The following is a 14814-nucleotide window of genomic DNA, read 5'->3' as shown; positions in this document are numbered from 1 at the left end:
CTACCTTTAAGTTATACATCTACAAATTTTGTACAACCCTGGTTCAAACATCCTAAATGGTTGTAACAGTTGGAAGGTGACAATGAATATCGAAGCGGTCGGAAAAGTCTATCAGCAGCTCAGCAAGAACAATCTCTCGATGCTAGAGAACGTATATCACAATGATGTTGTGTTTGAGGATGCTGCTCATACATTAGAAGGTTGGAGCGCTTTATCGGCTTACTTTGATAGCTTGTACAGTAACGTAACGAGCTGTGATTTCAATATTACTGAACACCAGCAAATTGGAAACGTGGGTTTCTTAGTATGGGAGATGTCGCTTAAACACCCCAAGCTGAAAGCTGGACAACTCGTCGTCGTCAAAGGAGTAAGTCACCTCAAATTCAGCGATGGTAAGGTCATTTATCACCGCGATTATTTCGACTTGGGCGAGATGCTCTATGAAAACCTCCCGATACTCGGCGCAATCATTCGTTCGATCAAACTCAAGCTAGGTAAGTCGTAATGGACAGTACAATCGCTAATAACTGCGTCTTAATTACCGGAGCAACCTCCGGTATAGGAATGCAGCTCGCTAAGGATTACGCTCAAAGTGGTGTCAAAGTAATTTGTTGCGGTAGAAACCAGTCACGACTCGAAGACCTTGAGGAAACTTCGGACAATATTAAGTCACTCAGCTTCGACATTACGGATACGTCGTCTGCTCAAGACGCTGCAAAACAACTCGCGAGTTTAGACAAGTCATGGCATCCGGCTGTTTGGATACTAAACGCTGGGGATTGTGAATATATTGACGACGGTCAGATTGATTCTGGTCTGTTTGCGAGAGTGATGAACACAAACGTGACTGGTGTAGCGAACTGCATCGAGGCCTTCCAATCACATTTTGAGGCTGGGCATAAAGTTGTCGTCGTTGGTTCTATTGCCAGTGAGGTTGCTCTACCAAGAGCGGAAGCGTACGGAGCCTCAAAGGCCGCCCTCGGTTATCTAGCACGTACTCTTCGCTTAGATCTTGCGCCACAAGGTATCGATGTTGTCTCAGTATTTCCTGGTTTTGTTAAGACACCACTTACCGACAAAAACACCTTCGATATGCCAATGATTGTGTCGGTAGAAGAGGCTTCTAGATCTATTCGTAGGGGCATTGAAGCTGGGAAGACAAATATTTACTTCCCATTTGTCTTCACGTCTATTTTACGAGTAATTGGCCTTCTGCCATATAACTGGCAGTACTGGTTGGTGAGCAAGTTAGTTAAATCAGAATCTGGTGCTAACCAGACGCCATCTCAACATAAACAGTGATAAAGGAGTCATCATGAAAATCGCGATAATAGGAAGCGGAATTTCTGGCCTAACATGCGGCTACTATCTTCATAAAGAGCACGATATCACTGTCTACGAAGCCAATGATTATGTCGGCGGACACACAGCTACTATTGACGTACAGCTAGATAACAAGAATTACGCGGTCGATACGGGATTTATTGTTTACAACGATAGAACGTACCCAAACTTCATCCGCTTACTTAACGAAATTGGTGTATCAACTACTCCGACCGAAATGAGCTTTAGTGTACGCAACGACAAGCAAGGTCTGGAGTACAATGGGCACACAATTGCAACGCTATTCGCTCAAAAGAGCAATCTATTCAAGCCTAAATTTTACAAGTTCATCTATGAAATCGTACGTTTCAACAAGCTATCTAAAAGCAGAGTTGAGCAACACGTAGAAGATGGTCAAACGCTGGGTGACTTCCTTTCTGAAAATAATTTTTCTGATTATTTTTGTGAGAACTACATTCTGCCAATGGGGGCGGCGATTTGGTCATCGACATTAGCTGACATGCGTGCTTTCCCACTGGGTTTTTTCTTACGATTTTTCTTGAACCATGGCTTATTAGATGTTGTCAATCGACCTCAATGGTATGTGATAGACGGTGGCTCACGCAGTTATATAGAACCCTTGACTCGTGGCTTTAAGGACCGCATTCGTCTCAATAGTCCGGTTGGTTCAGTCACCCGTTCGGTTGAAGGGGTATTAGTGGAAAGTAATGGGCAAACAGAACGTTACGATCATGTCATCTTTGCATCTCATAGTAATCAATCATTAGCGCTTCTCAGTGATGCTAGTAATAAGGAACAAGAGATCTTTGGTGACATGGCGTATCAAGCGAATGAAGTGATATTACATACAGATACCGAGCTGTTGCCAAAGCGCACTGCCGCTTGGGCCGCCTGGAACTATAAATTAGAGGGTAAAGCGGGAGAAGAGTTCCAACTGCCGACACTGACTTACGATATGAATATTCTCCAGCACATTGAGTCGAATCATACCTTCTGCGTGTCTTTGAATTGCTCAGACAAGATTAACCCCGATAAGGTCCTACGTACATTCGTCTATGACCACCCTGTATTCACTACACAGTCTTTGAAAGCACAGCAACGCAAAGAAGAAATCAATGGTGTGAATAAAACCTGGTTTTGCGGTGCTTATTGGTACAACGGCTTCCATGAGGACGGAGTGCGTAGTGCACTGGATGTGGTGCGGGGAATACAAGTACTTGCAGAAACACACAATGATGAGCAATCCCAGGTAAAAGGGGCGGCATGATGGCTGAACTCAACTCTTCACTTATGGTGGGCGATGTAAGGCATCGACGCTTTACACCTCAAAAGCACAGCTTGAACTACGTCTTGTTTATGCCAGCAATTGACCTTGATGAGATTGAGCAATTAGAAAAGTCGGTGATGCTCTTTGGTACTCGTTGGTGGCATTGGGCGAGATTCAAACGTGAAGATTATTTAGGAGAGGGCAACCTCAAGGCGGCTGTGCACTGTAAAGTGCAAGAGCTTACCGGCGACGAGACGACGGGACGAGTCATTGCCGTTTGTCATCTCAGATATATGGGCATCTATTTCAGCCCTGTGAACTTTTACTATGTGCATGATGATGCGGGTACGTGGCGGTACTTGTTGGCGGAAGTAAGTAATACACCGTGGAATGAAAGGCATTATTACGCAATACCAGCTTCAGCAGTTGAAGCAGGCAAGAGCTGGAGGCACGCCAAAGCGTTCCATGTTTCCCCATTTAATCCTATGGATCAGGAATACGTTTGGCGCGTTAACCCTTTAGATAAAAAGCTTTTTATTCACCTTGAGTGTCACAAGGGCGATAAGGTGTTCGATGCGACGATGGCGATGAAGAAGCATTTGTTCACATCACGTGAGATGCTCACCCAATTAATGCGCGTTCCAGTAATGGCGGTGTATGTGATGTTTGGCATTTATTGGCATGCACTCAAGCTGTGGCTTAAGCGTGTCCCTATATTTGATCATCCTGGTAATCACGAAACTAAGAATGACTTAAAACAAAATCAATCAGATTCGGCTCAAGATGGCAGCAGTTCTGTGCAAGTTAAGGAGAATTCACAATGTTGAACAGCAGTGTATTGGCGTCGAGAAAGGGACTCACAACCACACAGAGAGCCGCGCAGCAATTGATGTTTAAGACGCTAGACAGTCTCAAATTTGGCCAGTTAACAATTTTGGAACAGTTCGATAGTGACGTAGAAGAATCTGTTGTGAGTTATCGCCAGTTCGGCCCTAAACCTATTGGTGACAACAAGATAAACGCCTTGATTGAAGTAAAACACCCTGACTTCTATAAACGAGTGCTCTCGGGCGGTAGCATCGCTGCGGGTGAGGCTTATATGGATGATTGGTGGGACAGCCCTGATCTCACACTGGTCATGAAGCTAATGGCGCTGAATCTAGAGTCTGTTGACCGTATGGAAAAAGAATCGAATTGGACAACGAACGTGTTGAAAAAATGCGTTCACTGGCTCAACAGAAACTCTATTGAAAATTCAAAGAAAAACATCCATGCCCATTATGATCTCGGTAACGACTTGTACTTTACATTTCTAGATAAAGAGATGCTTTACTCATCTGCCTATTTCAAAGATGAAAGCGATACATTGGAACAGGCCCAGCTCAATAAAATGGAACGTTTGTGTCAACAATTAAACCTTCAAGCTGGAGATAAAGTGATCGAAATTGGCACCGGTTGGGGCGCAATGGCTATCTATATGGTGAAGCATTATCAGGTTGAAGTGACGACAACCACGATATCGGAAGAGCAGCACGCCTATACTCAGCAGCGTATTCAGTCTGAAGGGTTAGAAGATAAGATTACTTTGCTTAAAGAAGACTACCGCAACTTAACAGGGCAGTACGACAAACTAGTATCGATCGAGATGATTGAGGCGGTAGGGAAAGAGTACTTACCGTCATACATCAAAAAGTGCCAGTCCTTGCTTAAGCCGGGTGGGCTAATGGCTATACAAGCGATCACTATCGCAGACCAGAGATATGATTCTTACAGTAATGATGTTGATTTTATCCAGAAGTACATTTTCCCGGGTGGATTTCTGCCGTCAGTGACGTCATTAGCAGCTGCTGCCACGAAACACAGTGATTTAGTGATTCGTGACCTGTTTGATATTGGGCAGGACTACGCGAAGACGCTGAAAGAATGGAGAGTACGTTTTAACCATGCAGAGCGACGTGTTAGAGAGTTAGGGTACGATGAGCGTTTCATTCGTATGTGGCGTTATTACTTCTGCTATTGCGAGGGCGGATTTTTGGCTAATAGCATATCGACAATTCACCTAACTTTATCGCGCCCCTCTTCGGCTCAAGATTCGTAGGTATTGTGATGAGGCTGGTCGCTATTTCGGTTTGGTTTCAACTATTATGGTTCTTGGCCGTGTTAGGCCAGAGCCACTACCAAGTTTGGTTATTCGCCCTTGTGGTCGCGAGTTATGTCTGGCTAATGACTCTCGGCAAGCATTTTTTATCACAAGCCGTTGCTTTTTCTGTGGTTGGCGTGCTGGTGGACAGCCTGAATCAAGCTGGCGGTTTGTTTATATTCCCTTCTCATTTTATTCCCCTTTGGTTGGTTGCACTGTGGTTTGCGTTTGGTTGGTATGCAAATTTAATGGCTGCGCGATTGAGCACATTGCCTCATTTAGTCGTAATAGCATTAGGAGCAATGGGAGGAGCACTCAGTTACTTCGCAGGCGTTAAGTTCGGTGCGGTTGAGTGGGGGATTCCATTTATGACTACCTTCATAATATTAATGATTGAGTGGGCATTACTTACGAGTCTCATCTTGTTTGCTTCTAAAAAGGAGTGGTTTTCTAACCAGTACGTAAATAACTGATAGCATCCAAAGGGAGCAGTATCGATGGGACGCATTCTTCTAAACTACACAGCCAATTTGCTCGGTTTACTCATGCTGGTTACAAGTTTCCAATCATCAGCGTCGCTCACCCGCCAGCAAGAGGCTGTAAATAAAAACCAGTGGCAGCAATGGCCTTTAGTCGGTGAAGCGCAGCTATCGTGGTTTTTTTTCGACATCTATCAATCTCGCCTCACAACGCCAAATGGCTACTATCAGCTATCAGACGACGTAACGCCGCACCCACTCGCCTTAACTATCGAGTACCAGCGCGACATAAGTGCAGAACAGCTCATTGAAGCAACTCAAGACCAATGGACTAAACTTGGAGTGAGTAAGGGTGAGCAAGGCAGTTGGATCGCAACGATGAAAGCGATTTATCCCAATATTAGAGAAGGGGATAAGCTCGCCTACGTCACCGATGGGCAGGTGGGTAGTTTTTATCACTCGAGTAAATTTTTTAGCAATAGATTGATTGGTCGGGTTGAAAATGAAAATCTCAACGATGCGTTTTTAGCAATCTGGCTAGCACCTAATAGCGAGTATCGTGACCTCAGGGATCAATTAGTAGGGGTGAAGTAAATGAAAGCGATGACGTACAAACTACGAAACTTCTTCTTTGCTATGGGGGCTTGTTTAGCGCTCAGCTCGTGCTCTACTGATGTTCAAGAGTACCAGCAAACAGAACCGAGCTTTGACCTGTTTGGGTACTTTGAGGGCGACACTTACGCCTGGGGAATGGTGCAAGACTACAGTGATAGATTAACCCGTCGTTTTACTGTTGAGATCGATGGACAAGTGAATGGGGACACTTTGGTCCTTGTTGAGGACTTTATTTTTGCTGACGGTGATGAAAAGCAGAGAATCTGGACTATCGAACGTAAGGGCAATAATACCTATAGAGGTAAAGCAGACGACATCGTTGGATACGCAGACGGAGAAGAGCACGGCAACGTGGTACATTGGGTGTACGATTTTGAGCTCGAAGTTGACGGAGAGCAAATTGAAGTTGAGTTCGACGATTGGCTTTACCGTCATGATGAGAAACGCGTATTTAATATCACCAAAATTAAGAAGTTTGGTGTTGAAGTAGGACGGGTCACGCTCTTTTTTACTAAGTAGGAAGGACGGAGCGTTTTACTGTTAGAATCTAGATAACTAGATAACTAGATAACTAGATAACTAGATAACTAGATAACTAGATAACTATCTTAGCGTGAAAAGAGGTTGACGTATAAACGCCAACCTCTAATTTTTCCTCTAGCCTCTAGCCTCTAGCCTCTAGCCTCTAGCCTCTAGCCTCTAGCCTCTACAGCTCTTCGTGCCCACCAGCTTCGTTAAACCATTTGGATAGATGACTTTTTAGATCTTTCAGCTCATCCGGACCGATCAACGCAAGCCCCAAATCTTCAGCACGAGTAATATCGTTGTAGCGAAGAGGACGGAAGCTTACTAGCATCGCTCGAGCTTGTAGTCCGCCAAGTAGATCACGAAGTGATTCCAGCTTGTAAAGTGTATCATCACCATCATCACGCATACCTTTGGTTTTACATTCGATGATGTGAAGTTTGTTGTTTACAACAGTAGCAACATCAAGCTCATTCCGTACTTCTCGATCACCAATCTCACGGTATACCTGAACGTTCAAAGAGCGGTCTTGAATGGTCGGCAGTGTTTCTTGGATTTGCTTAACTGTGCTGTTAACCAACGTTTCTAACCACTCACCATTAGAAAAACGTCGTGCATCTTCGTTAGCGAAAGTAAGTACGCCCTGATCATAGGTAGCGATCTTAGCGTCGACGAGATCAGACAGAAGCATATTGAGTTCTCGATAGCCTTGTTGCTTCTCGGTTAACTCAACATCGAGCTTTTGCTCTTTACGACACGTTGTAGCGAGGTAGTTCAAGGTCGCCAAACCTGGACCAAGTTCTAAAGCATTGCTGGCCCAACGTTCGCCGAGTTCATAAAGTTTCTGGTCGAGTTGTGGAGGAAGCTCTTGATGGTTAAATTCACCACGAGCTCCAAACACAGTCAGGTAATCTTCGATGGTAATACGGTCTTGAACTTGTGCATCCTCTTGGCTGTTTGGATAAAGCCAACACAAGCGATCACTATTGGGCTCAACCACAAAAATGGGCCAATGATAACTGCGGAAAACTTCGTAAACAGAAAGAAGGCGATGTCGTAAACCACAACTCGCGTTGAGTTTGATCTCTTGTCCACGAGACTTGAGCTCTTCAGCCAATTTCATGATGGACTGCTTGATTAGTGAAGTGTTGACTGCTTGAGGGATCTCAAAAAACTCAACGGTGATATCACGCTTGGTTAAAACTGTGCTCAGGCGTTGGTACATCTCTTTCTGGGTTTCGTCTCCGATAAAAACGATATGCTGGCTGACGGTGCGTTCATCCAGAAGGGGAGTCAAAAGACGAATGGGGTCTTGGTCAATAATGCCAACGTGAATGGCCATAAAATATCCTTCATTCTATTGGCCTGCAAACTGAGAAAATAAAAGCGAAAGTGCAAGCTCTATAAAGGATATAGAGCCTGGTGTCATAAAAAACAAGAGCGATATATACAAAAAATCGCTCTTGTTCAGCGAGTTAAATGTAACTTGATAAGAATCAAATTACATTTAGCTTACAGTTTGAATTGATGGACTAGATCGCCTTGTTGGCTCGCTAGGGCGGTGAGCTCTTCACTGACGCTGGCAATTGTCGACATCGCTTTGTAGCTTTCATCCGCAATAAGGTTAATGTCTTCAAGGCTTTGTGCGATCTCTGAGGTCGTCGCACTTTGCTCTCCTGCTGCTTGTGATATGTGGGTACTCATGTGACTGATCTCGATAATCAGTGCCTGGATTTCTTCCATTGCGCTGTTGGCATTAGACGCTTGCTCGACAGATGAGTCCATCTCGCTCATACAGCTTTCGATGACCTTGCTTGCGTCTTTAGAGCTGGACTGTAGATTGCTAATCATGGTCTCAATTTCAGACGTAGACTCCGTCGTGCGCTGGGCAAGAACACGAACTTCATCAGCAACTACGGCAAATCCACGACCTTGTTCCCCCGCGCGTGCTGCTTCGATAGCAGCATTGAGAGCGAGCAGGTTAGTTTGCTCAGCAATATTGCGAATAACATCAAGAATAGAACCAATCTGGCTGCTCATTTTCTGTAGCTCGCCAACAGCGTCAACAGACTCGTTTAAACGACTCTCTAGTTGATTGATAGTGGTGATATTTGTGCTCATGATAGAGCGGCCAGATTCTGATGCAGATTCAACTTGATGAACCATATCCAGTGAACTTTGCGCGCTTTGGGCAACCTCTTGCACGGAATGAGACATCTGCGCCATCGCTGTGGCAACGCTTGCGGTTTGTTCACGTTGTTGACTCAGCTGGCTTTGAGCTTTCGAAGAGGTGTTCTCATTATTTTCAGCCGCATTGGTGAGGTTGTCTGATGCATCGTTCAGTTTGACCAAGATATTGTGAAGACTATCTGCGAGTGTATTAATGTGGCCACTTACACGGCTAAACTCGTTGTTGTAGCGGATATCAATACGTTGAGTCATATCCCCTTTAGTCAACGCTTCAAGTGTGACAAGGATTCGACTCATTGGCTCACGTACGCTTTGTGCGATGTGATAACCAATGGCTGCGGCAAAGACAGTGACAACGGCAGCGATAACGACGGCTTTGACAATACCTTGTTGATAGATAGACCCAGCCTCGTCCAATGAACCTTGAAGGTTCTGACCTGCGTAATCATTAAAAGAATCGAGTAAAATCATTGCGGTATCGATTTCTTTAGCTAGATTTGCGATGTTTTGATACAGAGCTGTCTGAGAGGCTAAATAGTTAGCATGCTGATCAAGTACGCCGCCTGGTTTACCCACGTCATTGATGAACTTGTCTACAGATTCATCGAACTGAGTTTTGAGCTCAGGAAGCATCGCAGCTAACCCTTGGTATGAGTATCCTAGGTGTGTCACAGCTTTGCGGTTAGCTGAAACCGACTTGGCAACGAATTCTGGGTCGGAGCTTGATAGTGCATCAGAGGTCACAACTTCTGCGTCTTTCAGCTTTACGAAATAGCTTTTCGCCATCATCTTGACTGAGATACTTGTTTGGTCGTCAATGTATTCTTTCATTCCAACCGATAAATCAGAGTGTAGACGTTGGAAGTTACGAGACAAGGTCTGTACATTTGCTTGCGCATCAAACATCTCAGAATAATTCACCATCGCTTGCTTTGCTTCTTCAAAGTAGCGGGTTTCTATTTCACGTAGTTGTTCAATCTCATCGTAAAGGCTTGGATGTTGTGCTGAGATGTTTTCTAGCTGAGAGAATACTTCAGTGAAAGACTGCTCTGACTTTAAAAATTGCTCGCGCATTTCTGCCATTTTCGTGCTGTCTTGTGTGGTGAGGTAGTCTTTGAAAACCTTGTCTGCAGATAAAAGGCTGACGCTAGTTTGGCTTGATGTGGAAACCAGTGGCAGAGATGAGGTAGACACCTTGCCGAACTCAGTGTGGATTTGATTCATGCCTTGCATCATCAAAGTGATGGTGGCCGCAAACATAATAATGATGAGTGCGAATCCGGCATACATCCGTTTAATTACCGATCCTTTCATCGTCTCTCCCTAAAAACTCAAAAGTAAAAACAACCAAATAAAAGCCGTATTCTATTCATATTGATTAACACAATATGTGCTGTACGTATGATATTCAGCATTGTCTACGGTGTTCTATTGAGTATTTTGTCAGGAAAAATCTATTTTATTGAGGTTTGTCGCAAATTCGATCATACTGATTTTATCAATGACATAAGCCCTTAATTACTGGAGTATTTTTCATGGCAGAAGAAACAATTTTTAGCAAGATTATCCGTAAAGAGATCCCCGCAGACGTGGTATACCAAGATGATTTGGTTACTGCATTTCGTGATATCAATCCTCGTGCTTCCAGCCATATTCTTATTATTCCTAATAAGTTGATCCCAACTGTCAATGATGTAGAAGAGCAAGACGAGCGAGCATTAGGTCGATTGTTCACTGTTGCGAAGAAACTTGCTGCCGAAGAGGGTATCGATCAAGATGGCTACCGCTTGATAGTGAACTGTAATGCTCATGGCGGCCAAGAGGTTTACCATATTCACATGCATCTTGTCGGTGGTGAGCCACTAGGTCCAATGTTGGTGAGCTAGGCGTTGTTTAAATAGTAACAATTACCCCCAAATATCATTGGAAAGTAGGGCACTTTATTATTCTGTTGCTGTCTATGGTAAAGTGTCCACGTATAAGGTATCGAACCAATCGGTTTTGGGGGAGTATTTGAAACCGTCCTTTCGTTTTGCAGTTGTGATGAGCATATCTGCGTTGCTCACAGCTTGCGCCAATTTTTCTGCCGGTAGTCTTTTTAGTCACTATAGCGCCCAAAATCGTGCCCTTTATACGGCGGTCGGAACGGGTGATTACCAGCAAGCACAGTCCCTATTATCGGAGTCCGTTGCGGGTGATATTCTCGATAACATGGAAAAAGGGCGTGTCGAATTTCTTAACGAGCAATACGATCAAAGCCTTCAAGCATTAACCTTGAGTAACCAAGCGGTGAGAGAGCAGCAAGACCAAGCGCTTGTGTCTGTCTCAGAAACGGTAACCAACATTGGCTCGCTTGCGGTCAATGACAATCTCACAACGTATCAACCAGCAGATTATGAGCTGAGTTTTCTTTACTTATATTCAACATTGAATTACCTGCAGAAGAACGATTTAGAAGGTGCGCTGGTTGAAATACGTCGCGGTAATATGGCGCAAGAACGAGCTAAACAAGCACGTGAAGCCGAGTTACAAAAAGCGCAAAATGAAGCCGAGAGTAATGGCATCAGTCCAAGCGTGGGAAGCATCATTTCTCGTTATCCCGATGCAGGCAAGAAGCTTCAGGCTGTGCAAAACGGTTACTTATTGTTTTTGTCGGCACTCTTGTATGAGACTGACGGTGACTTAAATGCCGCCTATATCGATTACAAGCGAGCCTTAGCTGTCGCTCCAAATAACCCTGAAATCATTGATCGCACGATGAGACTAGCGCGTTATTTAGGAATGAATGAAGACCTTGCGTTGTTGTCTAAAAAATACAGCCAGCCAGAACCTTTGAAAGAAGGTGAAGGGAGAGTTATCGTGCTTGACGAACAATCGGTTGTACAAGCCATGCAAGGATGGCGTCTAGATTTACCGATTTATGACAGTCGAGGCAACGGAGCGATCTATTCTGTCGCCCTGCCGTACTACCCGAATACAAGTGTTGAGCGTATGTCACCGCTGACGATTGACAATAAATCGTCTAACGGTAATGAGTTAACGAATGTTAACCTGATGGCTCAACAGCATTTATCAGAAGAAATAACTGCTATTGTATTAAGACAAGCTGTGCGAGTTTGGTTGAAAGACAGAATTCGCAAAGAGGCAGCGAGAGGGGATGACGTCGGGAATTTGGTTCTGAATATCTGGAATACAGTGACGGAACAACCAGATACTCGAAGCTGGCTGACATTGCCAGCTTCTATTAAGAGTCATTCTTTCGTAACAAATGAAGGCACACATACGATATCGTCAAATGGTAAGGACTATTCATTCCCGGTTCGCTCTGGGCAAACCACGCTAGTATGGTTGTCTCGACAAGGGAATAATAATGTTGTTTGGCACAAGCAACTTGGGAGTATTTTATGAAGAAGTGGATAGTGGCACTGGGTATGGCCGTCATCCTAGCTGGGTGTGCGGATAACACTGCCGGACTCAACATCGATGGTCAAAGCCAAAAAATCATTTTCGCTGACAATGTTTTGGGCAGTCGCTTGAACATTGATAGCATCCGTACGGTACAAGCCGACGATCGTGCTCGAGGCATTGTCCAATTTTCCAGTCAGTATAAAGGTGACCAGATTATTCAGTACCGATTCTATTGGTATGACGATCAGGGCCTTGAAGTGAATACCAAGCTGGCACCTTGGCGTCGAGTTGTGGTGAGAGGCTTTGAAAGCTTTTCAATCTCAGAAGCTTCCGTTAACCCTAATGGTACTCAGTTCCGAGTGACGATTAGAGAAGCAGAATAAGGTCTCGCGACCATTTAAGTAGTTATGAAGTAGGAATTGTTATGAAAAAGAGCGTTATCGCGTTACTGGGCCTAGCGGTTATTCTTGGCGGTTGTTCAAACAAAGTGAGCTATGGCGACGCACAAGCAACAGAAACAACCACAATTGATTTCGGTTCAACGGATCTGCAAAAGATCGCTGGTGAAATGGTCGACAGCATGCTGGTATCGGGCTCTGTAGCTGCAATCACTCGTGACAGCCGCCCAGTGGTATTTGTTGAGCGAATTAAGAACAAGACAAGCGAGCATATCGATACAGAGTCGATCACTGATTCAATCAGCACTAAGATGCTGAACTCTGGAAAGTTCCGTTTTGTTGATATGGACCGTGTTGAGTCTGTACGTAAGCAGCTTAACTTCCAAAACAATGATGAGCTAGCTAACCAGAGTTCTGCTATTCAGTTCGGTAAGATGGTCGGCGCACAGTACATGCTTTACGGTAACCTTTCTAGCATCGTGAAGAGTGCAGGTAGCGACAAAGACGTTTACTACAAGATGACGATGCGTCTTATGGATATCGAGACTGGTCTAATTGAGTGGGCGGACGAAACTGAGATCCGTAAGCAAGAGTCGAAGAGCCTACTAGGCCTGTGATTCAGCCACTTGAAAGGATGTTGATGTAGATGATTCATATAGGCTGGCAAGAAGCCATACAACTTGATGATTCTCTCTTAGCGTTAACATCCTTCTTCTCAAAGCCTCCTAAAACTGTTCAGTTGTTATCCGGAGGCTTAACTAACCGTTGCTGGCGTGTTCATGGTCAAAATGGAACAAGCTATGTTTGGCGGCCTTGCAGTGAACACTCCCGTGCTTTTTCGGTATCTCGTGACCAAGAGAGAGCAGTTCTTGAGTTTGTAACCCAATCTACCGTTTCTTCTTTTGTGTCCCCAGCACCTGTCTTTAACTGCGAGCAAGGTCTTCTCGTGGAGTGGCTTGAAGGTGAAACGCTACATCAAGGTATTGATGAAGCTTCATTGATTCGACTAGCCACTGACATTCATAATTTGCCTATTGATAAACTTCCGGTCGCTCCCTTTAGTTATGTTGCTCGACTTGACCATTACTGGTTCCAAATAGCCTCGCAGTACAAAAACAGTGAGTTTGAAGCCATTTATCGTTATTGGCGTGCGTTACCAGAAATGCATTCTGCTCAGGTGGCATTGTGCCACTTTGACTTGGGTAGTTATAACCTTATCCAAACCGATAGCGCAATTGGAGTGATCGATTGGGAGTATGCGGCAGTTTCTGATCCCAGAATTGACCTAGCGATGATGGTGGATTTAACCAATGCAGATCTTGATGCGTTTGTTTATCACTACTGTATGCAAAGAAATATTGAGCAAGTCGAAGAGTGGCAGCAGGACGTAGAAAAGTGGATTCCTAGAGTTCGAGTGTTAGCAATGCTGTGGTTCCTTCTTGGTTATAAACTTTGGGGTGATGCTCAATATCTAGACAGTGCAAATCAGATCAAGCACACAATTTGTAGCTAAGATCACTGTTTAGTAAATCGTCATCTTTTTATCCTTTCATTCCCCTTTAAAACCCTTACATTAGTGGTAGATTTAATAAAGCACGTTTCGATTTTTATTCGAGTTTAATTTCATCGTGCATGAATAAGTACCCATAAGGATCAAGGAGGTACCATGATTATCTATTTACATGGCTATGACTCAACAAGCCCAGGTAACCACGAAAAAGTTCTGCAGTTGCAATTCATTGACGATGACGTCCGTTTTATAAACTACAGCACTCTTCATCCTAAGCATGATATGCAGCACCTATTAAAAGAAGTGCATAAGGTGATTGAGCAATCAGATGATCCACACCCGATCATCTGTGGTGTTGGCCTTGGCGGTTACTGGTCCGAGCGTATTGGATTTTTATGTGGTATTAAGCAGGTTATCTTTAACCCGAACTTACACCCAGAGCGTAATATGGTGGGTCGTATCGACCGCCCTGAAGAGTATGAAGATATTGCGACCAAATGTGTTGAACAGTATCGAATGAAAAACAAGCAACGCTGTTTAGTGGTGTTGTCTCGTGAAGATGAAATTCATGACAACAGCGTAACCGCGTCTGAGCTTGAAGATTATTACGATATCATTTGGGATGAGAATCAATCTCACAAGTTCAAGAAGATCTCACAACATCTGCAAGCGATGAAAGCATTCAAAGAGAGTTAATCTAACTTTCGAACACGCTGCATTTTTTATTCAACGGTCACCATATGGTGGCCGTTTTTGGTTCTTTAGACGGGTCAAAATAGACCTTAACCATGAAAAAAGTGCAGTTTTTTTCTTTTATTTCACCCTTCAAACTAAATCGCCTATTGCGGAGGCTATTTTGCTCTATATAATAGCTAACCATAAAATAATTTGATAAATATCAAAAAAAATTGAGAGCGAGTGAGAAACTTGCCCATAAT

General features: G+C 44.1%; 16 protein-coding genes. 14 read left to right on the top strand and 2 right to left on the bottom strand.

Going from position 1 to position 14814, the window contains the following annotated elements; all coding sequences use genetic code 11:
- Window positions 1-82 precede the first annotated feature (82 nt).
- From DPF91_RS10520 to DPF91_RS10485, 8 genes are read left to right on the top strand one after another with little or no spacing between them, the layout of a single operon-like run.
- A complete protein-coding gene (locus DPF91_RS10520; protein WP_117234383.1) occupies window positions 83-505 on the top strand; it encodes a nuclear transport factor 2 family protein in 423 nt (140 codons plus the stop codon).
- Window positions 505-1302, top strand: coding sequence for an SDR family NAD(P)-dependent oxidoreductase (locus tag DPF91_RS10515; protein WP_117234382.1), 798 nt, complete (start codon window positions 505-507; stop codon window positions 1300-1302). Before DPF91_RS10520 ends, DPF91_RS10515 begins: the two co-directional genes overlap by 1 nt.
- A 13-nt stretch (window positions 1303-1315) precedes the next feature.
- Window positions 1316-2611 carry an NAD(P)/FAD-dependent oxidoreductase gene (locus DPF91_RS10510; RefSeq protein WP_117234381.1) on the top strand — a complete coding sequence of 432 codons (1296 nt, stop codon included), beginning with the start codon at window positions 1316-1318 and terminating at the stop codon, window positions 2609-2611.
- Window positions 2608-3438: a DUF1365 domain-containing protein gene (locus DPF91_RS10505; protein ID WP_117234380.1), complete on the top strand. Its 831-nt coding sequence runs from the start codon at window positions 2608-2610 to the stop codon at window positions 3436-3438. Before DPF91_RS10510 ends, DPF91_RS10505 begins: the two co-directional genes overlap by 4 nt.
- The gene (locus DPF91_RS10500) at window positions 3432-4709 is read left to right on the top strand and encodes an SAM-dependent methyltransferase (RefSeq protein WP_117234379.1); all 1278 of its coding nucleotides are present in this window, start codon (window positions 3432-3434) and stop codon (window positions 4707-4709) included. The genes DPF91_RS10505 and DPF91_RS10500 overlap by 7 nt, the downstream gene beginning before the upstream one ends.
- 8 nt (window positions 4710-4717) lie before the next feature.
- Window positions 4718-5224, top strand: a complete 507-nt coding sequence (locus DPF91_RS10495; protein WP_117234378.1) for a DUF2878 domain-containing protein — start codon at window positions 4718-4720, stop codon at window positions 5222-5224.
- Window positions 5225-5248: 24 nt separating this feature from the next.
- The gene (locus tag DPF91_RS10490) at window positions 5249-5824 is read left to right on the top strand and encodes a chalcone isomerase family protein (RefSeq protein WP_117234377.1); all 576 of its coding nucleotides are present in this window, start codon (window positions 5249-5251) and stop codon (window positions 5822-5824) included.
- A gap of 9 nt (window positions 5825-5833) precedes the next feature.
- Complete coding sequence (locus DPF91_RS10485) at window positions 5834-6364, top strand: DUF3833 domain-containing protein (RefSeq protein WP_117234552.1); 531 nt, start codon at window positions 5834-5836, stop codon at window positions 6362-6364.
- 187 nt (window positions 6365-6551) lie between these two features.
- Here DPF91_RS10485 and DPF91_RS10480 read toward each other — a convergent pair whose 3' ends face one another.
- Complete coding sequence (locus DPF91_RS10480; RefSeq protein WP_117234376.1) at window positions 6552-7712, bottom strand: DUF1887 family protein; 1161 nt, start codon at window positions 7710-7712, stop codon at window positions 6552-6554.
- A 170-nt stretch (window positions 7713-7882) separates the two neighbouring features.
- Window positions 7883-9874, bottom strand: a complete 1992-nt coding sequence (locus DPF91_RS10475; RefSeq protein WP_117234375.1) for a methyl-accepting chemotaxis protein — start codon at window positions 9872-9874, stop codon at window positions 7883-7885.
- Between the two features lie 221 nt (window positions 9875-10095).
- Between DPF91_RS10475 and hinT the strand changes: the two genes are divergently transcribed.
- From hinT to ycfP, 6 genes are all read left to right on the top strand, one after another.
- Window positions 10096-10446 (top strand): purine nucleoside phosphoramidase, encoded by a 351-nt coding sequence (hinT, locus tag DPF91_RS10470; protein WP_117234374.1) that lies wholly within the window; start codon window positions 10096-10098, stop codon window positions 10444-10446.
- 127 nt (window positions 10447-10573) lie between these two features.
- The gene (locus DPF91_RS10465; RefSeq protein WP_241033800.1) at window positions 10574-11968 is read left to right on the top strand and encodes a COG3014 family protein; all 1395 of its coding nucleotides are present in this window, start codon (window positions 10574-10576) and stop codon (window positions 11966-11968) included.
- A complete protein-coding gene (locus DPF91_RS10460) occupies window positions 11965-12351 on the top strand; it encodes a YcfL family putative periplasmic lipoprotein (protein WP_117234372.1) in 387 nt (128 codons plus the stop codon). The genes DPF91_RS10465 and DPF91_RS10460 overlap by 4 nt, the downstream gene beginning before the upstream one ends.
- Window positions 12352-12392: 41 nt before the next feature.
- Window positions 12393-12983 (top strand): penicillin-binding protein activator LpoB, encoded by a 591-nt coding sequence (gene lpoB, locus DPF91_RS10455; RefSeq protein ID WP_117234371.1) that lies wholly within the window; start codon window positions 12393-12395, stop codon window positions 12981-12983.
- 29 nt (window positions 12984-13012) lie between these two features.
- Complete coding sequence (locus DPF91_RS10450; protein WP_117234370.1) at window positions 13013-13879, top strand: phosphotransferase; 867 nt, start codon at window positions 13013-13015, stop codon at window positions 13877-13879.
- A 153-nt stretch (window positions 13880-14032) separates the two neighbouring features.
- Window positions 14033-14572, top strand: coding sequence for an alpha/beta hydrolase YcfP (gene ycfP / locus DPF91_RS10445; protein WP_117234369.1), 540 nt, complete (start codon window positions 14033-14035; stop codon window positions 14570-14572).
- Window positions 14573-14814: the final 242 nt, after the last annotated feature.

This window comes from Vibrio maerlii (assembly GCF_003415655.1).
Taxonomy (GTDB): domain Bacteria; phylum Pseudomonadota; class Gammaproteobacteria; order Enterobacterales; family Vibrionaceae; genus Vibrio; species Vibrio maerlii.
The sequence above is the reverse complement of the archived record's forward strand: the minus strand, read 5'-3'. Positions and strand labels throughout refer to the sequence as shown.